This is a genomic window from Neobittarella massiliensis (ex Bilen et al. 2018), assembly GCF_900289145.1.
GTDB lineage: Bacteria > Bacillota > Clostridia > Oscillospirales > Ruminococcaceae > Neobittarella > Neobittarella massiliensis.
This window is the reverse complement of record NZ_OKQO01000006.1, coordinates 210,438-229,245: the sequence shown is the minus strand read 5'-3', so window position 1 is coordinate 229,245 and position 18,808 is coordinate 210,438. Positions and strand designations below refer to the sequence as shown.

The window sequence follows — 18,808 nt, the reverse complement described above, 5'->3', positions numbered from 1 at the left end:
CTTGTAAAGCGCAGCACACAAAAAGTCACTGGGCGCTCTCGAGCATAGCGGCGCCGATGATGGCCGCATCGTTGCCCAGCTGGGCCGTGGTGATGGCTGTATTTTGCTTGGAGTAGCGCGACATCACCACCCCCATCGCCTTTTGGCGAATGGGGGCTACCAGCTTTTCTCCCTCTTTAGAGATACCGCCGCCGATGACGATGAGCTGGGGTTGCAGGATGTTGACGATGTTGGCCACCCCGCAGGCCAGATAGTCGGTGTAGCGCTCGAGCACCTGTTTGGCCGCCTCATCGCCGCTGTCGGCAGCGCGGAAAGCCGTGCGGCCATCGACCGCCTCGACATCGCCGCCACATTGGGCCCACATCGCGCTATCGGGGCACTGGCGCATCTTTTCGCGGGTCATACGGATCAGGCCGGTGGCCGAACCATAGGCCTCGAGACAGCCGTTGCGTCCGCAGGTGCAGGGAACGCCATCCTTCTCGACTACCATGTGCCCCAACTCGGCCCCACCGTAATAGGAACCGGGCCAGATCTTGCCGCCGACGATGATACCGCCACCCACCCCGGTGCCCAGAGTGATAGCCACCATGTCGCGGTAGCCGCGGCCGGCGCCGGCCACCAGCTCGCCGTAGGCCGCCACATTGGCGTCGTTGTCCATATACACGGTTTTGCCGCTGCGCTGCCGGAGCAGCGGTACTACCGGCGCATCGAGAAAAGCCAGGTTTGCCGCGTGCTCTACCTCGCCTTTCTCGCGGTTGATGACTCCCGGCGAGCCCACACCGATACTCTGGATATCGTCGGTCGTGAGACCGGCTTTTTCTACACATTGGCGGTACAGCCCGTCCATATCCGCCACCACCTCGGCCACCGGCCGGGGGGCGCGGGTCTTGCCGGCCGCCTTTGACAAAATGCGGTACTCCTCATCCACGACACCGGCCACTATATTGGTGCCGCCCAAATCTATGCCCACACGGTATGTCATCTAAAACACCTCTCCCACTGGGGCGCCTTTCACTGCGCCCATCTATGCTTCTTTTATTATAGAAAAAAACCGGCGGCGAGACAACCACAAACTGCCACTTCTACACAATAAAGAGGTCCGGAACTGTATTCCGGACCTCTTTGCGAAATGGCTATGAGATTTAGGACTTCTTGATGGCTCTCTCTTCCACCTTGATGATGCCTTTTTTGTACATGATCCAGGCAGCCAGAATGGTGACCGGGATCATACCCACGATGGCAAAGCCCTGATAGGTGCTCAGCGGTACGCCCAGTGCCAGCATGATGGCCACGATGACCACTGCGGGGATGACTGCCAGCAGTTTGCCCTTGATGACATACTTGCCGGCGGCGCCCGAGAAGATACCCAGGATGAGGCCGCCGAACAGAGCGGGCAGCATGTAGGTGGTAGCGGTCTTTACAGCGGGCAGGGTGAGTACCGGCTGCAGCGGCACCAGCAGGATGACGCCCAAGGCGATGATGGCCATGGTCAGGATGGACGAGGCGCTGATGGCCACGGTGGTGATGGCGTCGCCGGCGTCGGTAGACTGCTCGACTTCGGCCAGCTCGATGGCGTTGATGGCCACCGGCAGTTTTAAGTTCATGACGTTGCCGGTGATAAAGGTGATGTAGGCCGAAGAGCCCAGGACCGGCGCGTAGCTGATGACCTCAGAGATCGCGATGGGGATAAACATGGCCAGCAGGCCAGAACCGCTCTGCAGGACCAGCTTCATGGAGGGGAAACAGTCGAAGATCAGGCAGGCCACGATGGGGATGCCCACCATGAAAGCGATGGCGCCAAAGCTGCCCCAACGGCCCCAGCGATGTATGGAATTGATATATTTCTCGTTTTTCATCTGGTATAGCCCTCCTTTAAGCCGGGAACACAGCCGACCACATCACTGCGGCGACCATGCCCAGGATCAGCGCGATGGCCAACACGAAGTTGTTGAGCCACTTGGCGCCGGTCTTTTTGGCGATCATCGTGACCAGCAGCGAGATGACCGCACTGGTGATGAGCGTGAGCGTGCCCACCAGATTGAAGTGGCCGTATCTGCCGTAATCAGCGGTGGGGTTATAGACCTGCAGCGGCATCATGACCGACATCATAGCCATCATGAAGCAGCCGGAGAACAGTGCGCCCCAGCCGCCCTGTTTCTCGTTGAAAGAAGCCATGGAGGTCTGGATCTTTTTGCAGAACAGCGCGTTGGTGACGATGCCGCCGATGATGCCGATACTCATGACGATCATTACGGCGCCCATCACCTGGGCGGGCTCGCCGCGCAGCTGGGTCAGTGCGCTGTAGCCCATAGCCTGACCGACCATATCGGCGGCCATCAGCTCGTACGATACGGCGCCGACGACCGAGAGTCTGAACCATGCCCAGGGGGTGCCGATAACAGCGGCCAGCGAGAACAGGCCGATCACGATCGACAGCGAGGGTACGATCGAGAACGTACAGGAAGATGCGATTACCTTTTTAACGGTGGTGTTGGGGATGCCGAGCTCCAGGCAGTGGCCCCATGCTTTGCGCAGGAACACACCAGCCAGGAAAGCAACATACAGCAGGCCGATGATGACCAGTATGTACAGAAGACTGCTGTCTGCTACGTCCCAAAAAGTCATAGCCATTGGTGTCATAGTCGTTCACTCCTCTTTTTATCGCAGGGGATCTTTTCCCCTAACCTACAAATTAGTCCAGATAGGGCTTCACGTCGTCGGGGAAGGGGCAGTTGTACTTGCCGCCGGTCGCCGCCATGTACTCGTCGTGGGCCGGTTTTAAGATGGACGGGTCGGCCAACACCTTGGCCGCTGCCAGAGCCATCGCCTTACCGGCGTACAGCAGGCCTTTATGGGCGATGCTGGAGCCCGCCTGTGCCGTCTGCTGCCAGGTGTGGCCCGGGGTGCCGATACAGCCGGTGGCGGCCGTCATCTGAGCGGTGGGGGTGACGTAGCTGACGTCGCCCACATCGGTGGAGCCGGGCATGCACAGGCTGGAGGGGGCATAGCCCACCACGCCGTCGAACAGGTCTTTGTCGGCGTACTCGGCCGCATTGGGGAGACCCATCATGGTCAGCTGGGCCACCACGCCTTTTTTCTCGGCCTCGGTCAGCGAGTCGCGGAAAGACTGGGCGACCTGGTGGTCGTTCTCGTCAAACGGTACCGGACCCAATTCCTGCATGCTCTCACCCAGCAGCTGGGAGAGCACGGCGTTGGGCACGTAGTCGCTCAGGCCGTCTTTGATCTGGATCTCACACTCGGTCTCGGTCATCATGGCCGCACCTTTGGCGATCTTCTCGATGCGGGCAAAGATCTCTTTGGCCTGCTCGATCTTGGGGGCGCGAATGTAGTAGTGCAGCTTGGCGCGGTCCTGCACCACGTTGGGGGCCTGGCCGCCCACATCGTGGAAAGCGTAGTGAATCCTGGCGGCGTCGATGACGTGCTCGCGCAGGAAGTTGACACCGATATTCATCAGCTCCGCCGCATCGAGCGCGCTGCGGCCCATGTGGGGGGCAGCGGCCGCGTGAGCCGTGCGGCCGTGGAATTTAAAGAACACGCTGATGTTGGCCAGACTGCTCACCGCCATGACAGCGGTGGTGTCGCCCGGGTGCCAGCTAAAGGCGCAGTCGAGTTTATCAAAGCAGCCCTCGCGGGCCATGAACGCCTTGCCGCAGCCAAACTCCTCGCCGGGGCAGCCGTAGTAGATGACGGTGCCGGCGATATTATTTTGCTGCATGTAGTCTTTGAGCGCCACCGCTGCCGCCAGCGAACCGGCGCCCAGCGCATTGTGGCCACAGCCGTGGCCCGGCGCGTCTTTGACCACCTCTTTGTGGGTGGCACAGGACGCCTCCTGGCTCAGGGACGGCAGCGCGTCGAACTCGCCCAAAAAGCCGATGACCGGTTTGCCGCTGCCAAAAGTGCCGCTAAAAGCGGTGGGGATGCCTGCCAACCCCTCCTCGACGGCAAAACCCTCTGCTTTCAGCGCGTCGATGAGCACCTTGGCCGACTTGAATTCCTTAAAACCCAGCTCCGGGTTTTTCCAGATCTCGTCGCTCACACCGGTAAAAAGGTCTGCTTTGGCATCGACAAGTGCCGATATGCTCTCTTTCACAGACATGGTATGACCTCCTCTTCTTTTAAAAATATGGGGACCACGGTCATGCAACTTTTGCCGATCATTGCTGCAAAAAGTGCCGTTTGGCACTGGGCCCGCCACATGTCATTTCGGTTCATTCTACCATTTTATGAGCATTTGTGCAACAAATAATGAACGGTTTATGAATACTCGACAAACTGCGGTTGCAAAATTTGGGCAGTCGACAGACAAAAAATTTCACATTTTACTTTATGCTGTTTTATGGTAGTATAATATAGGTAATTTCAACAAAGTACGACGGTCAATTTTGTATCCGCCCCGACGGGGCCGCTTTATAGAAAGGATGTACCTATGCGCTACCAGGCTGTGATCTTCGATATGGACGGCACGCTCATCGACACCTCCCCCAGCATCATCAGTTGCGCCAAGACCTCGATGCGCCTCAACGGGGTGCCCATCCCGCCCGAGAGCGAATTCGACCGCTTTATCGGCCCGCCGCTGCGCCAGTGTTTCCAGATCGTCACCGGCATCACCGACGAGGCGCTGCTGGACCGCTTAGCCGACGGGTATGTGGCCAACTTTACCCCCGAGCTCATCGCCTTGGGGCTGGTGTACGACGGCATGCGGGAGCTGATAGTGGCGCTGCACGACCAAGGGGTAAAGCTGGGGGTAGCCACCCTAAAGTTGACCAAATACGCACAGCAGACCACCGACCATTTTGGCCTGACCCCGTATTTTGACGCGGTGTGTGGCTCGGCCGACGGCATCAAGGCCGACAAAGAGGCTGTGATGCGCGACTGTATGCAGCAGATGGGCATTACCGACCCCACCCAGGTGCTGATGGTGGGCGACAGCCCCTACGACCAGGAGGGGGCCAAGCTGGTGGGCACCGATTTTGCCGCCGCTCTGTACGGCTATGGCTACCGCCGCGAGCAGCCGGATACCGGGCATGCGGTGTGCCTGGCCGAAGATGTGACCGACCTGGCCCGCTTTTTGGGCTGCTGAGGGGAGGAGAGAAAATGGACTGGACACAGATCGACATCGAGATAAACTGTGCCGACATCGAACTGGGCTCTTCCATCGCCCACATGGTGGTCCCCTATGGCATTTATATCGAGGATTACTCGGACTTAGAAGAGCTGGCCCCACAGATCGCCCATATCGATCTCATCGACGAGGAACTGCTGAAAAAAGACCGCACTAAAGCAGTTATCCACCTGTATATCCCCGAGGACCAGCACCCCCACGAGGCGGTGGTATTTCTCACTGACCGGCTGCAGGCGGCCGGTATCGAGTTTGCAGTGGGCTGCTCGAGCATCGCCGAGGAGGACTGGGCGTTTGGCTGGAAAAAATACTATCATCCGCTGCCGATCGGCGACCACCTGGTGGTGTGTCCCAGCTGGGAGAACTATGACAAAAAGCCCGGCGAAGTGGTGGTGACGCTGGACCCGGGCATGGCTTTTGGCACCGGCACCCACAGCACCACCAAGCTGTGCTTGGAGCTGATGCAGCCGGTGGTAAAGCCCGGCAGCACGGTGCTGGACATCGGTTGCGGCAGCGGTATTCTGGCGGTCTCGGCCCTGCTGTGCGGCGCTGACAGCGCTCTGCTGTGCGATATCGACGCCACCGCCGTAAAGGTGGCGCGGGAAAACGCCGCACTCAACGGGGTGGAGGACCGCTGCCAATTCATTCAGGGCGACTTGGCGGCGGCAGTAGACCAGCAGTACGACCTGTTTTTCGCCAACATCGTGGCCGATATCATCATCCGCCTGCTGCCGGACGTGCGTGGTCACTTAAAGCCGGGCGGGCGCTTTATCGCCTCGGGCATCGTAGATGTGCGCCGCGACGAGGTGCTGGCGTCAGTGGCTCAAAACGGGCTGGAAGTGGAACAGATGGCCGAGGACGGCGGCTGGGTGGCGCTGCTGTGCCGGGCCCGATAGCACCGGACGGGGAGAGGTAGGATATGCCCAAATTTTTTACTTCTCAGATAGATGCGGGCGCCGGCGTTATCACTGGGCCGGACGTGCGCCACATAGCCCGGGTACTGCGCCACCAGCCGGGCGACGAACTGCTGGTATGCGACGGCCAGGGGCGCGATTACCGCTGCCGCATCGCCGCCATCGAGGAAGACCGGGTACTGCTGGCGGTGCTGGCGAGCGCCCCCTGCCCTGCCGAGCCCAGCGTGGAGCTGACGGTATACCAGGCCCTGCCCAAAGCCGACAAAATGAGCCTGATCGTACAGAAATGCGTGGAACTGGGTGCCGCGGCAGTGGTGCCGGTGACCACCCACCGCTGTGTGTCGCGCCCCGACGCCAAAGGCATGCGCGGCAAGGTGGAAAAGTGGCAGAAGACCGCCGACGAGGCGGCCAAACAGTGCGGGCGCGGCGTTTTGCCCCGGGTGGGGGATTGCCTATCGCTGACAGCGGCGCTGCAGCAGATGGCCGAAGATGACCTGGCGGTGCTCTTTTACGAGAAGGGCGGGCAGCCCCTGACCCAACTGGTGGGCAGCAAGAGCCCCCGGCGCATCTCGATACTGGTGGGCTGCGAGGGGGGCTTTGAGGAGGCAGAGGTGGCGGCCGCTACTGCCGCCGGGGTACAGATCGCCACATTGGGCAGCCGCATTCTGCGCTGCGAGACGGCCCCTATCGCCGCCTGCGCCGTACTTATGCACCTGACCGGCAACCTGTAGGGGAGAAAGCGGCGGCGATCTTTCCGCCGGCGGCCTGCAGGGGGCGAGGTGTACCCGCCGTTGGCCAGTTTCCAGTGGGCCACCAGACCAGAGCAAAGCTTTATTGGCCGCGGCAGTGCCGCGGCTTTTTTGCGTTTTAAACCAAAGCTTTTATGTGGCGTTTTGCCGCGTGGCCGCCGACATTGATTCTGGCGGCGAAAAGCGTTAGAATATACTTACTGAGCGACTAGACCAGCGCGCACAAAAAACAGCAGAAAGAAGGTCGTTATCGTGACTGTAAAAGAGCTGATCACCAAATATGAGCCGTACATGGTCGAGATGCGCCGGGAGCTGCACCAGCACCCCGAGATCTCGCTGCAGGAGGAGTGGACCTCCGCCCGTATCTGCCAGGAGCTGGAGAGCGCCGGCATTTCCTATCAGGTGGTGGGGCACCGCAACGTAGTGGGTGTGGTCGACAGCGGCAAGCCGGGCAGGTCCATCGCCATCCGCGCCGACTTTGACGCTCTGCCCATGGATGAGCTGGTAGACCTGCCATACAAGTCGAAAATAAAAGGGGCCATGCACTCCTGCGGGCACGACGCCCACACGGCAACTCTACTGGGCTGCGGCAAGGTGCTAAACGATCTGAAAGACAGTTTTAACGGCAAGGTGTATCTGTGCTTTCAGATCGCCGAAGAGGTGGGGGCCGGCGCCGACGAGATCGTCGCTTACCTAAAAGAGCAGGGCGGTGTAGACGAGGCTATTGCCGTCCATGTGCTGGGCGCCGAGGAAGTGGGCACTATGGTACTGCCCGACGGAGCCATGTATGCGGGCAATATGGGCTTTAAGGTGACTGTTAAAGGGGTGGGCGGCCACGGCTCGCGGCCCGACTTGGCCGTCGATCCGCTGCGCCCGGCCTGCGACATCCTGTTAAAGATCCAGGCTATTCCGGTCAACCGCCACGACCCGTTTGAGACGGTCGTCATCAGCCCCTGCATGATAAATGGCGGCACCAAAAACAATATCATCCCCGAGGCCTGCGAGATCGAGGGCAATATCCGCTTTTTCCGTGTAGGTGAAGGCGAGGAGCTGGTGGGCGAGATCGCCCGTATGGCCGAGCAGATCGCCGCCGCCTATGGCGCCACGGTAGAGGTGAGCCACAGCAGTATGGCCCTGTACCCGGTGGTGAACACCGCCGAGAGCGCCCAGCGCGGCCGGGCACTGGCCAAAGAGCTGGGTCTCACGGTGCTGGCACCCCCAAACCCCAATCTGGCGTCGGACAACTTTGCCGATTTCCTGCAGGCCTTTGGCGGGTTTTACGCCTCTTTTGGCGCCCACTCCCACCGGCCCGGCACCTCGGGCAACCACCACAACCCCACCTTTGATATGGACGAGGCGGCCATGCCGCTCTGGGGCGAGTTTTTGTCCGAGTACGCCTACCGCTTTTTGCAGTAGCCAAAACGGGGCCGTCCGGGCGCCGTACACATTACACGAAATCGCCCCGCTATCTTTGGCGGAAGCAGGCTTTGACCTATGCACCCGCCAGACGGTATAATGGGGGTATCTGATCATGAGGAGGAACACAGATGACTGTAAAAGAACTGGTCTTGCAAAACGAGTCGTATATCATCGAGATGCGCCGGGAGTTCCACATGTACCCCGAGCTCTCGTATCAGGAGGAGCGCACCTCGCGCCGTATCGGCGAGGAGCTCACCAAGATGGGCATCCCCTTTGAAGTGGTGGGGCGCCGCAACGTGGTAGGTATCATCAACAAGGGCAAAGCCGGCAAAAAGATCGCTATCCGCGCCGACATCGACGCGCTGCCTGTGTGTGAGGAAGTAGACGTGCCCTTCAAGTCGAAAAACGAAGGTGTGATGCACGCCTGTGGCCATGACGGCCACGCGGCGATCTTGTTGGGCATCGCCAAGAGCCTGCAGGAGCTGAAAGACGAGCTCAACGGCCAGGTGTTCCTGTGCTTCCAGGTTGCCGAGGAGGTCGGCGGCGGCGGTGCCGACGAGATCGTCGACTACTTAAAAGAGCAGGGCGGCGTAGACCAGGTCATCGGCACCCATTTGATGGGCCAGCTGCCGGCCGGCATCATCGCCATCCCCGACGGCCCCATGATGGCCGGAAACACCGGCTTTAAGATCACCGTAAAAGGTGTGGGCGGCCACGGTTCGCGGCCCGACCTGGCTGTTGACCCGCTGCGCCCGGCCTGCGATATCCTGCTGAAAGTACAGGCTATCCCGGTCAACCGCCACGACCCGTTTGAGACGGTAGTGGTGAGCCCCTGCATGATCCACGGCGGCACCAAAAACAACATCATCCCCGAGACCTGCGAGATCGAGGGCAACCTGCGCTTTTTCAAGGTGGGCGACGACCAGGCTGTTTTGGAAGTGATGCGCCAGATCGCCCAGAACACCGCGGCCGCCTACGGCGCTACCGCCGAGGTGGAAGGCATTTTGATGGCCCCCAACCCGGTCATCAACGATAGCGAGGCCGCCACCCGCGGCAGAGAGCTGGCCGCCGAGCTGGGCTTTACCGTGGCACCGCCCTCTAAGCCGGCTACCGGTTCTGACGATTATGCCAATTTCCTGGTGGATTTTAAGGGCTTCTACTGCATCTGCGGCGCCCACAACACCGAGATCCCCGGCACCTCGGGCAATCACCACAACCCCAACTTTGCCATCGACGAGAAAGCGCTGGCACAGGCAGCCGAATTTATGGGCACCTACGCTTACCGTTTCCTGCAGTAAGATCTTTCTCAATACGCAAAAAAAGAGCACTGCCCAGGCAGTGCTCTTTTTTTGTGCGCCAAGCACTATAGCCGGCCCACCGCTGACTACCAGCCGGAAAAACAGCATACACTACCTAGAGTACATCGCACAGGTGGCAGCACCTACAAAAAAACAGGGCCGCACTGTCCGGTCATCGGCGGCATACCGGTGCGGGCGCTGCCGACAGCAGTGCTACCACATATAGAAGGGGGGAGACGTATGGATTGGCTGCGCCGGCGGGCCAGGTTCGTGGGTGACTGCATTTTGTGGTTGGCCGGGCTGACTCTGCTGTTTTTGTTCATTAAATTTGCTCTACCACTGTTTTCTCCCTTTTTGTTTGGCTTTTTGCTGGCCTTTTTGGCGGCGCGGCCCGCCCGCTGGCTAGCCGCACACACCCGCCTGCGACAAAATGCACTGCAGATTAGTGTAGTGGCGGGGGTGTATCTGGCACTGGGGGCAGCCGTCTATTTTGGCGGTGCCTGGCTGGTGGTGTGGGCAGGCGACTTTTTTTCGCACCTGCCAGATCTGTATGACCGGTTGGTGCGCCCGGTGCTAGACCAGATACAGGCGGGGGTGGCCAGTATGAGCGGCGCCTTTCACGGGCAGGCGGCTGCCGAGATCGGGGCACTGCTGCAGTCGGTGGGTGACTGTATCTCAGGCTGGCTGAGCGCGGCTTCCCGGTGGGCGCTGGGGTGTGTGGGCAGCTTGGCCGCCAGCCTGCCCGGCGCCTTTGTCTGGTGCGCCACCGCGGTGCTGTCATCGCTGTTTTTTGCCTGGGACTACCCGCTGGTGACCGGTGTCATCGCCCGCTGTACGCCCCGCTCGCTGCGACAGACCGCCTACCAGGTAAAAGACTGCCTGCAGCGCTCGGTGTGGTGTATCTGCAAGTCTTATCTCATCTTGATGGCCATTACCTTTGGCGAGCTGCTGGTGGGGCTGTGGCTGCTGCGGATACCACACCCCTTTTCGCTGGCGCTGCTCATTGCGCTGGTAGACCTGCTGCCGGTTTTGGGTACCGGGGCAGTGATGATCCCCTGGGGGGCGTTTCTATTGCTCAGCAAAAATTATACATTAGGTATATCTATTTTACTATTATACGTTGTGATATCTGTGCTACGGAGCATCCTGGAGCCGCGCATACTGGGTGGGCAGACTGGTCTGCACCCCATCGTTACCCTGATGGGCATTTATGTGGGGGGAAAAATGTTGGGGTTCGCCGGGATCTTGCTGGTACCACTTTTGCTGACGGTGGTGTACGAGCTGTACCGCTGTGGCATTTTAAAGGGACCTGGAGGCCAAAAAAGCAGCTGTGCAGCCCCCAAAGGGCCGCTGTGATGCCGGTGACAAAAACTGCTTCTCTGGGGCGCATAAAAACTTCTTGACAGCTGCCGCACAGGCGGGTATAGTATAGCTATCCCTTTAAAGGAGAAAAGCATTATGCACACGCTGCTTTCCAAGACTGCATATAACAGCTATTACGGCTACGCTTACCTGGGCTATTTTTATAGCGCGGGTCGTTTGTGTTGCGGTCTTTCGGGAGATAGGGGCCAATAGGCCCAACAGGCAGCTTTTTACGAGCCGACCACCCGGGTGACCGGGGGCCGGCTCTTTTGTTTTTACCGGCTGCCCGGCACGCCCCTGGCACAAGAGAGGGAGCACCAGTATGATCGTAATTTTCAAACCCCACACCACCGCCGAAAAAATAGACCAGTTCTCGCGCTGGGTGCAGGCCCAAGGCCTGCAGGCACACCTGTCGCGGGGTGAAAACACCACCCTGATGGGGCTGGTGGGCGACACCACCCAGCTCGATCTGGAACAGATCCAATCGCTCTCGATCGTGGAGCGGGTACAGCGCATCCAGGAGCCGTACAAAAAAGCCAACCGCAAATTCCATCCGCAGGACACGGTGGTCACGGTACCTGCAAAAGGCGGCGATATCCTGATCGGCGCCGGCCATTTTACGCTGATCGCCGGCCCCTGCTCAGTAGAGAGCGAGCGGCAGATCACCGAGGTGGCGCGTCGGGTGGGTGCCGCCGGAGCCAAAGTGCTGCGCGGCGGCGCCTTTAAGCCCCGCACCAGCCCTTACGCCTTTCAGGGCATGGGCGCCGACGGCTTACAGCTGCTGGGCATGGCCAAACAGGATACCGGCATGCCCATCATCAGCGAGGTGATGGACAAATCACAGCTGCCGCTTTTTGAAAACGTAGATATCATTCAGGTGGGGGCCCGTAACATGCAAAACTTTGAGCTGCTCAAAGAGGTGGGCCGCCAGCGCAAACCGGTGCTGCTCAAGCGCGGGCTGTCGAGTACCATCGAGGAGTGGCTGATGAGCGCCGAGTATATCATGGCCGGCGGCAACGACCAGGTGATCCTCTGTGAGCGGGGCATTCGCACCTTTGAGACGGCCACCCGCAACACGCTGGATATCTCGGCCATACCCATCTTAAAACAAAAGACCCATCTGCCGGTTCTGGTCGACCCCTCCCACGCTGCCGGCATCCCCTGGCTGATCGAGCCGCTGTCGCGGGCAGCGGTAGCGGCGGGTGCCGACGGGCTGATCATCGAGGTGCACGACTGCCCTGAAAAGGCGCTGTGCGATGGGGCCCAGTCGCTAACCCCCGACCAATTCGAGCAGATCGCATCCGGCCTGCGGCCGTTTATCAGCCTGATGGGGAGGAAGTTTTCATGAACGTGGCAATCGTAGGGCTGGGTCTGATCGGGGGGAGTTTGGCCAAGACGTTCTCGGCCCACGGACACCGGGTGTACGGCATGGATAAAAACCCCCAGACCATGGAACAGGCGTTACAGGACGGGGCGGTTGCCGATGTGCTGGACGATGTGCGGATGGCCCACTGTGACCTGGTACTGATTTGCCTTTATCCGCAAAAAACGGTAGACTATATCTTGGAAAAGCAGCAGGTCTTTGCCGGTGATACAGTCGTGCTGGATGTGTGCGGCGTAAAGGAATTCGTGTGCCGTGAGATCGAGCCAGTGGCAGTGGAGCGGGGCTTTACCTTTGTGGGCGCCCATCCCATGGCCGGCCGAGAGCTCTCGGGCTACCGGGCCAGCATGGACAATCTGTTTCACCACGCCAGCATGATCTTGACCCCAAGCGCTAATACAGATAGTAATATTATTAATAAATTATCCAATTTGTTTTACAGCTTGGAGTTTCGCAAGGTGGTCGTTGCCACGCCGCAGCGCCACGACGAGATCATTGCCATCACCTCACAGCTGGCCCACATCGTATCCAACTGCTATGTCAAAAGCCCCACGGCCCAGGATTTTGGCGGCTTTTCGGCGGGTAGTTTTAAAGACCTGACCCGGGTGGCCAAGCTCAACGAGGAGATGTGGACCGACCTGTTTTCTAAAAACCGCCCCAACCTGCTGCGCGAACTGGACATTTTTCTGGAAAACCTGCAGCGCTACCGCGACGCTCTGGCCCAGGAGGACGACACCGAGCTGTGTGCGCTCCTGCGGCAGGGCCGCGAGATAAAGGAGGCCCTGAGACCGTGACCGAGATCCCCGTTGCCGCCCATACCCCCTATACCGTGCAGGTAGGCCGAGACTGTACCGACATCTTTATCGCACAGTTGGCCGACCGCTACGCGGGCAAAACTTTTGCCGTGATCACCGACGACCACGTAAACGCACTGTACGGCGACCGTTTTGTGGCCCAGATGCAGCGCGCCGGCCTGACCTGCTGTAAATTTGTATTTCCTCACGGGGAGACGCACAAATCGCTGGCCACGGTACAGCAGATCTGTGAGTTCTGCCACCAAAACCAGCTTACCCGCAGCGATATGATGCTGGCGCTGGGCGGTGGGATCGTGGGCGATATTGCCGGTTTTGCCGCCGCCATGTACCTGCGCGGTATCGCCTATGTGCAGGTGCCCACCACCCTTCTGGCACAGATCGACTCTTCGGTGGGCGGAAAGACGGCGGCCAATCTGCCGCAGGGCAAAAACCTGATCGGCTGTTTTTGGCAGCCGGTGGCCGTGCTGTGCGATACCGCCTTTTTAGACACGCTGCCAGAGGCGTACTTTGCCGACGGGATCGGCGAGGCGGTAAAGTACGGGGCGATCTGGGACCGGGACTTGTTTTTGCAGATGCAGGGCGGCTTTCGCGACCATTTAGAGGAGATCGTGGCCCGCTGCGTGGCCATCAAGGCCGAGGTCGTGCGGCAGGACGAGTTCGATACCGGGGTGCGCATGCTGCTCAATTTTGGGCACACCATGGGCCACGCCATCGAGCGGCACTCGAATTTTGCGGTGAGTCACGGCAAGGCGGTGGCCATGGGCATGGTCATGATGGCGGCAGCCTGTGTGGCGGGGGGGCTGTGCCCGCCCGACGTGCTGCACCAGCTGTGCCGCTGCCTGCAAAAAAACAAGCTGGCTACACATTACAGTGCACCGGTGGCAGACCTGCTGCCGGCGGCCATGGGGGACAAAAAGCGCGACGGGAGCGCGATCTCGATCGTGCAGATCGCCGAGATCGGCCGGTGTGTTATCACCAAACTGGCGCTGGATGACTTTAGGGCCTTTCTGTTGGCTGCCCAGCCACTTTTAGACCGATTGGAGGGGGAACCATGCGCATAGCTGTTCGCGCTCGGGAGCTGAGAGGTACGATCACTGCACCGCCCTCAAAATCCTGTTCACACCGGGCGGTGATCTGTGCACTGCTGGCCGGCGGCACCTCGGTGCTCACGCACCTGGCCCAAAACACCGATATCCGCGCCACGCTGGCGGCGGCCAATGTGCTGGGGGCGGGCTGCCGACCGCTGGGCGACAGCAGCTGGCAGCTGACCGGGTTGACGGCGGCGGCAGGCGACCGACCGGTCACTATCGACTGTGGGGAATCGGGCTCTACACTGCGCTTTTTCGTGCCGATCGCAGCGGCGCTAGGCGTGCCGGCCACCTTTACCGGGCGGGGTCGGCTGCCCGGCCGACCTATTGCCGAATTGCTGCAGCCCATGTGCCAAAACGGGGCCGAGACCAACTATGCCGGCACGCTTCCCTGCACCGTGACCGGCCGGCTGCAGAGCGGAGTATACCCCATACCCGGCCACGTGAGTTCGCAGTTTATTACCGGGCTGTTGCTGGCGCTGCCGCTCTTAGAGGGAGACAGCGAGATATCGCTGACTTCGCGCCTGCAGTCGCGGCCGTATATCGACCTGACTCTACAGATCATGGCCCAGTTCGGCGTGCGGGCCGAGGCCACCCACCGCGGCTGGTTCGTGCCGGGCGGGCAACAGTACCAGCCACAGGAGATACAGGTGGAGGGGGATTGGTCTGGCGCGGCTTTTTACCTGACGGCGGGGGCCGTTGGCGGCTCGGTGACGGTGGCGGGCCTCAACTGCCAGTCGCGGCAGGGAGACCGGGCAGTGGCCGACATTTTGGCCCAGCTGGGGGCGCAGATACGCACTGGGGACGGGATGGTACACAGCGCCCAAGCCCCGCTGCACGGCACGGTCATCGACGGGTCGCACATCCCTGATATCGTGCCCATTTTGGCGGTGGCGGCAGCTGCGGCCAGCGGCACCACTACCTTTACCGGGGTGGGGCGGCTGCGCGACAAAGAGAGCGACCGGCTGTACACCACCAGCGCCACGCTCACGGCGCTGGGGGCCGATGTCGCCGTGGGGCCCGACGGCGACAGCTTGGTGGTGCGCGGGGGCCGCCCGCTGCACGGGGCCACCGTCTCCAGCTTTGGCGACCACCGCATCGCCATGACGGCGGCGGTCGCCGCGCTGCTCTGCGGCGGCCAGACGGTGTATATCGACGGGGCGGAGTGTATCGACAAGTCGTATCCCAATTTCTTTGAACACTTTACCGCACTAGGAGGTGTGGCAGATGTCCTCTAGCTACGGCAGCAAATTCAAGATCTCGCTGTTCGGCGAGTCGCACGGGCCAGCCATTGGGGTGGTCATCGAGGGGGTGCGGCCCGGTCTGGTACTGGACTGGGCACACATCAGCGCTTTTTGCGCCCGCCGGCTGGCCAAAAACAGCTGGTCTACCCCCCGCCGGGAACCCGATACCCCCAAGATCCTCTCCGGGGTGGTGGACGGTGTAGCCTGCGGCACCCCCATCTGCGCCGTCATCGAAAATCAGAACACCCGCTCACAGGACTACGGCCCGGCCAGCCATATTGCCCGCCCGGGCCACGCCGACTACACCGGCTACGTAAAGTACAGCGGACACAATGACGTGCGGGGCGGTGGACACTTTTCGGCCCGGCTGACGGCGCCACTGGTGTTTGCCGGGGCCATCGCCACCCAGATGTTGGCTGAACAGGGGATTTATGTGGGAGCTCATATCGCCCACATCGCCGGTATCGCCGACAAGCCTTTTGACCCGGTAGCGGTGAGTCGGCAGGACTTTGAGCAGGTGCACCGCCGCGACTTTCCGGTGTGCGACAGCACCGCCGGCGAGCAGATGATCGCCGCTATCGATGCGGCGCGGCGCGACGGCGACTCGGTAGGCGGGGTGATCGAGTGTGCAGTGATCGGGCTGCCCGCGGGGATCGGCGATCCGATCTTTGGCAGCGTGGAGAGCACTTTGGCCGCCATGCTCTACGCGATCCCCGCGGTAAAAGGGGTGAGTTTTGGAAACGGCTTTGCCGGCAGCATGCTGCGCGGCTCGCAAAATAACGACCCCTTTACCATAAAAGATGGACAGGTGCGCACCACTACCAACCGAGCCGGCGGCATACAGGGGGGCATTACCAACGCCATGCCGGTACTGATGCAGGTGGCCTTTAAGCCCACCCCCTCGATCGCCAAAGAGCAGCAGACGATCGACTTTGTGCAGGGCACTGTGCTGCAGCACTGCATTCAGGGTCGGCACGACCCCTGTGTGGTGCCGCGGGCGGCAGTTTGTGTAGAGGCAGGGGTAGCCATCGCCCTGCTGGACATGCTGTAAATTCCACCAGAAGGAGCGATATTGTGGAAAACAAGAGCGACCTGACGGCGCTGCGCGCCGCAATAGACGAGATAGACCGCCAGTTGCTGGACCTGTTTTGCCAGCGGATGGAGGTAGTGGCTCAGGTGGGGCTGTACAAAAAGGCCCAGGGGCTGCCCGTTTTGCACCCCGCCCGCGAGCAGGAGATCCTGGAGCGGGTACGCCATAACTGCCCCGACGAGATGGGCGACTACGTCAGCGACTACTTTGCCCAGATGATGCGCATCAGCCGCGAATACCAGCAGCACATTTTAAAGGGGGACCAGTAGACGGTACGGCAACACCCATATGACCGTTTGTCTGTCCCAATATATCAGCCAAAAGCCCGGCGGAGAGCACTTCTCCACCGGGCTTTTATATGTAAAACTATGCATCTGCTCACCGGCGGCGGCCCCAGTAACGGCGGACCTGCCGGCAATAAGACGTGTAGGCCTCACCAAAAGCCGTGGGCAAAAAGGCTTCCTCCTGCAGTATTTGCCGGTGCAACATTGCAATGGCAAACAGCGTACACAGCAGAAGTAGAGGGTTAAAGCAGAGCAGCAGTACGCCCAGATACATCACGTCAAACCCCAGGAAAGCCGGGTTGCGGCTGTAGCGGTAGATGCCGCTGTGCACCAGCTGAGTGTTTTGGCCCTGGGCGATACCGGCCCGCCAGCTGTCGCGCATGGTGTATACAGCCGCCAAAAAGATGCCGTCGCCCACCAGCCCCAGCGCGGCGCCGACCGTCCGTGCCGGCGCCGGCATCATCGACCACCCACACAACACGCTGACTGTCTGCACCGCCGCCAGCAAAAAGGTGGCCACCTTCATCAGCAGCTCGGTGCGGCGCACCGAGCTGGGCTTATCGCCTTTGGCCATCTGGTCGGTCTGTATGCCCCGCCGTCGCTGGCAGAGCATCTTTCCCAGATAGGTGCCATAAAAGCAAAGCAATATAGCGGCGGCCAAAAATCGGTACATCATGCGCGCTCCCCACTCTGCCCGGTGGTGTTGCGGGTTCCGGGCTATATTTTAAATTTAAAACCCATCTTCTGCGCTGGCCGGTGTGTGCAAATCGATCGGCACCGGCCGCCCCAACGACAGCGTATCCTGACCCACTGCACAGTCGTAGGCCAGCAGCTGTACGCCCGCCTTTTGGGCCCGCTGCAGAGCGCGGCCAAAAGCCGGATGGGTGAGCCAGTTGGGGGCCATACTGGAAACTGGGCGCAGGGCGATGACGAATACCGCGAAACAGGAGTAGCCCGCCGCCACTGCACCGGCCAGCTCATCCAGGTGCTTTACCCCCCGCTGGGTGGGCGCGTCGGGAAAGCGCGCCTGTCCGCCGACCTCCAGCGTGACGCCTTTTACCTCGACCAGCGCGCGGCGATTACCTTTTTGCAGGTAAAAATCGAGCCGCGAGGCCCCGTAGCCGTATTCCGGCCGCACGATATCGGGGCACGCAAAGCCCGGCAGCACCAGCGCACCGCTGAGCAGTGCCTCTTTTACCACCGCATTGGGGGCCTGTGAGTCGATATTTACCAGCATGTCGCCCTTTTTGACGCCGATGAGTGAAAACTCGGTCTTGCCCGGCTTTTCGGCGCCGCGCCGGTCCTGTAAAAATACAGTGGCGCCGGGCAGCAACAGCTCACGGCAGCGGCCGGTATTCTTGACATGGCAGCGATGGGTGCGGCCCTCTATCTCGCACAGCGCCACGAACCGGTTGGGCCGCTGCAAAAACTTCCCGGTCACTACCTGCGCATACTCCATACTTTTTACCCCCACCTGGCCGGGGGAGCAGGATAACGCCCGTCCCCGGTCACATCTGTTTTCCACTATACCGCCCGGCGCCCGGCGCTGTCAACTGGGGGCTAGTATAAGGAGCAGGGATGGGTTGGCACCAAACCCGCCCATAAAAAATGCGGGGTGCTCACCCCGCCCCGCGACTGCGCTCAGCCCCAGCGCAGCGTCCGATAACCGATGGCCAACAGACCCGCTGCCAGCCAAAACAGGCCGGCCGCCGTGCCGATGCTCCCACTCACCGCCATGCCGTCACCTCCTTTTTACCAGATTATGAAAAACAGGAGCGGTGGGTTCCTGCAAACGTTGCAGTAAGGCGGTAGCGCGCCAGGCGGTATTTTTTAAAAACTGCAGTGGGCGGGAATGATTATAAAACTTATACCCGTCGGGGGAGACCCAGCCACCGACATATTAAGAAAGTCTTCAAAAATTCGCGCCGCTGCCAGTAAGAAATAGGCGCTATCCTTAAAGCTGTAAGACGGGCGCTCGCCAGCGCCCCCCTCTCTGTGGTATACTAAGCGTGTATACGCCCAAG

The 18,808-nt window shown here is 60.5% G+C and carries 18 protein-coding genes; 12 read left to right on the top strand and 6 right to left on the bottom strand.

What is annotated here, in order from left to right; translation table 11 throughout:
• Positions 1-25: 25 nt before the first annotated feature.
• The 4 genes from C6Y32_RS10135 to C6Y32_RS10120 all read right to left on the bottom strand — a co-directional run bounded on the left by C6Y32_RS10135 (position 26) and on the right by C6Y32_RS10120 (position 4,117).
• Positions 26-982, bottom strand: coding sequence for an ROK family protein (locus C6Y32_RS10135; RefSeq protein ID WP_105205138.1), 957 nt, complete (start codon positions 980-982; stop codon positions 26-28).
• Between the two features lie 160 nt (positions 983-1,142).
• Positions 1,143-1,856 (bottom strand): hypothetical protein, encoded by a 714-nt coding sequence (locus C6Y32_RS10130; RefSeq protein WP_105205137.1) that lies wholly within the window; start codon positions 1,854-1,856, stop codon positions 1,143-1,145.
• 16 nt (positions 1,857-1,872) lie between these two features.
• Positions 1,873-2,640: a DUF5058 family protein gene (locus C6Y32_RS10125; RefSeq protein ID WP_105205136.1), complete on the bottom strand. Its 768-nt coding sequence runs from the start codon at positions 2,638-2,640 to the stop codon at positions 1,873-1,875.
• Between the two features lie 52 nt (positions 2,641-2,692).
• Positions 2,693-4,117 (bottom strand): amidohydrolase, encoded by a 1,425-nt coding sequence (locus tag C6Y32_RS10120; RefSeq protein ID WP_105205135.1) that lies wholly within the window; start codon positions 4,115-4,117, stop codon positions 2,693-2,695.
• A 330-nt stretch (positions 4,118-4,447) separates the two neighbouring features.
• Between C6Y32_RS10120 and C6Y32_RS10115 the strand changes: the two genes are divergently transcribed.
• From C6Y32_RS10115 to C6Y32_RS10060, 12 genes are all read left to right on the top strand, one after another.
• Positions 4,448-5,101, top strand: a complete 654-nt coding sequence (locus C6Y32_RS10115; RefSeq protein WP_105205134.1) for an HAD family hydrolase — start codon at positions 4,448-4,450, stop codon at positions 5,099-5,101.
• 14 nt (positions 5,102-5,115) lie between these two features.
• Complete coding sequence (prmA, locus tag C6Y32_RS10110) at positions 5,116-6,036, top strand: 50S ribosomal protein L11 methyltransferase (protein ID WP_105205133.1); 921 nt, start codon at positions 5,116-5,118, stop codon at positions 6,034-6,036.
• 23 nt (positions 6,037-6,059) lie between these two features.
• A complete protein-coding gene (locus C6Y32_RS10105) occupies positions 6,060-6,785 on the top strand; it encodes a 16S rRNA (uracil(1498)-N(3))-methyltransferase (protein WP_105205132.1) in 726 nt (241 codons plus the stop codon).
• Positions 6,786-7,055: 270 nt separating this feature from the next.
• Complete coding sequence (locus C6Y32_RS10100) at positions 7,056-8,219, top strand: M20 metallopeptidase family protein (RefSeq protein ID WP_105205131.1); 1,164 nt, start codon at positions 7,056-7,058, stop codon at positions 8,217-8,219.
• 131 nt (positions 8,220-8,350) lie between these two features.
• The gene (locus C6Y32_RS10095; protein ID WP_105205130.1) at positions 8,351-9,520 is read left to right on the top strand and encodes a M20 metallopeptidase family protein; all 1,170 of its coding nucleotides are present in this window, start codon (positions 8,351-8,353) and stop codon (positions 9,518-9,520) included.
• A 240-nt stretch (positions 9,521-9,760) separates the two neighbouring features.
• Entirely contained in the window at positions 9,761-10,876 is a 1,116-nt protein-coding gene (ytvI, locus tag C6Y32_RS10090; RefSeq protein WP_105205129.1) for a sporulation integral membrane protein YtvI, read from the top strand.
• Between the two features lie 328 nt (positions 10,877-11,204).
• On the top strand, positions 11,205-12,230 hold the full coding sequence (gene aroF / locus C6Y32_RS10085) for a 3-deoxy-7-phosphoheptulonate synthase (protein WP_105205128.1): 1,026 nt from the start codon (positions 11,205-11,207) through the stop codon (positions 12,228-12,230).
• Positions 12,227-13,057, top strand: a complete 831-nt coding sequence (locus C6Y32_RS10080) for a prephenate dehydrogenase (protein WP_105205127.1) — start codon at positions 12,227-12,229, stop codon at positions 13,055-13,057. The genes aroF and C6Y32_RS10080 overlap by 4 nt, the downstream gene beginning before the upstream one ends.
• Positions 13,054-14,139 carry a 3-dehydroquinate synthase gene (aroB, locus tag C6Y32_RS10075; RefSeq protein ID WP_105205126.1) on the top strand — a complete coding sequence of 362 codons (1,086 nt, stop codon included), beginning with the start codon at positions 13,054-13,056 and terminating at the stop codon, positions 14,137-14,139. The genes C6Y32_RS10080 and aroB overlap by 4 nt, the downstream gene beginning before the upstream one ends.
• Complete coding sequence (gene aroA, locus C6Y32_RS10070; RefSeq protein WP_105205125.1) at positions 14,130-15,404, top strand: 3-phosphoshikimate 1-carboxyvinyltransferase; 1,275 nt, start codon at positions 14,130-14,132, stop codon at positions 15,402-15,404. The genes aroB and aroA overlap by 10 nt, the downstream gene beginning before the upstream one ends.
• Complete coding sequence (gene aroC, locus C6Y32_RS10065) at positions 15,394-16,461, top strand: chorismate synthase (protein WP_105205124.1); 1,068 nt, start codon at positions 15,394-15,396, stop codon at positions 16,459-16,461. Before aroA ends, aroC begins: the two co-directional genes overlap by 11 nt.
• Positions 16,462-16,484: 23 nt before the next feature.
• Entirely contained in the window at positions 16,485-16,769 is a 285-nt protein-coding gene (locus C6Y32_RS10060; RefSeq protein WP_164998214.1) for a chorismate mutase, read from the top strand.
• 109 nt (positions 16,770-16,878) lie between these two features.
• Here C6Y32_RS10060 and C6Y32_RS10055 read toward each other — a convergent pair whose 3' ends face one another.
• Positions 16,879-17,460, bottom strand: coding sequence for a methyltransferase family protein (locus tag C6Y32_RS10055; RefSeq protein WP_105205122.1), 582 nt, complete (start codon positions 17,458-17,460; stop codon positions 16,879-16,881).
• A 54-nt stretch (positions 17,461-17,514) separates the two neighbouring features.
• Positions 17,515-18,243: a DNA/RNA nuclease SfsA gene (gene sfsA, locus C6Y32_RS10050; RefSeq protein WP_105205121.1), complete on the bottom strand. Its 729-nt coding sequence runs from the start codon at positions 18,241-18,243 to the stop codon at positions 17,515-17,517.
• Between the last annotated feature and the right edge of the window lie 565 nt (positions 18,244-18,808).

What these genes read in the sequence shown, in the direction of transcription:
- aroA (WP_105205125.1), top strand. Translation starts at nt 14,130, where the DNA reads ATGCGCATAGCTGTTCGCGCTCGGGAGCTGAGAGGTACGATCACTGCA.
- aroF (WP_105205128.1), top strand. Translation starts at nt 11,205, where the DNA reads ATGATCGTAATTTTCAAACCCCACACCACCGCCGAAAAAATAGACCAG.
- C6Y32_RS10135 (WP_105205138.1), bottom strand. Translation starts at nt 982, where the DNA reads ATGACATACCGTGTGGGCATAGATTTGGGCGGCACCAATATAGTGGCC.
- C6Y32_RS10125 (WP_105205136.1), bottom strand. Translation starts at nt 2,640, where the DNA reads ATGACACCAATGGCTATGACTTTTTGGGACGTAGCAGACAGCAGTCTT.
- C6Y32_RS10105 (WP_105205132.1), top strand. Translation starts at nt 6,060, where the DNA reads ATGCCCAAATTTTTTACTTCTCAGATAGATGCGGGCGCCGGCGTTATC.
- C6Y32_RS10130 (WP_105205137.1), bottom strand. Translation starts at nt 1,856, where the DNA reads ATGAAAAACGAGAAATATATCAATTCCATACATCGCTGGGGCCGTTGG.
- C6Y32_RS10095 (WP_105205130.1), top strand. Translation starts at nt 8,351, where the DNA reads ATGACTGTAAAAGAACTGGTCTTGCAAAACGAGTCGTATATCATCGAG.
- C6Y32_RS10115 (WP_105205134.1), top strand. Translation starts at nt 4,448, where the DNA reads ATGCGCTACCAGGCTGTGATCTTCGATATGGACGGCACGCTCATCGAC.
- ytvI (WP_105205129.1), top strand. Translation starts at nt 9,761, where the DNA reads ATGGATTGGCTGCGCCGGCGGGCCAGGTTCGTGGGTGACTGCATTTTG.
- aroC (WP_105205124.1), top strand. Translation starts at nt 15,394, where the DNA reads ATGTCCTCTAGCTACGGCAGCAAATTCAAGATCTCGCTGTTCGGCGAG.
- C6Y32_RS10055 (WP_105205122.1), bottom strand. Translation starts at nt 17,460, where the DNA reads ATGATGTACCGATTTTTGGCCGCCGCTATATTGCTTTGCTTTTATGGC.
- sfsA (WP_105205121.1), bottom strand. Translation starts at nt 18,243, where the DNA reads ATGGAGTATGCGCAGGTAGTGACCGGGAAGTTTTTGCAGCGGCCCAAC.
- prmA (WP_105205133.1), top strand. Translation starts at nt 5,116, where the DNA reads ATGGACTGGACACAGATCGACATCGAGATAAACTGTGCCGACATCGAA.
- C6Y32_RS10080 (WP_105205127.1), top strand. Translation starts at nt 12,227, where the DNA reads ATGAACGTGGCAATCGTAGGGCTGGGTCTGATCGGGGGGAGTTTGGCC.
- C6Y32_RS10120 (WP_105205135.1), bottom strand. Translation starts at nt 4,117, where the DNA reads ATGTCTGTGAAAGAGAGCATATCGGCACTTGTCGATGCCAAAGCAGAC.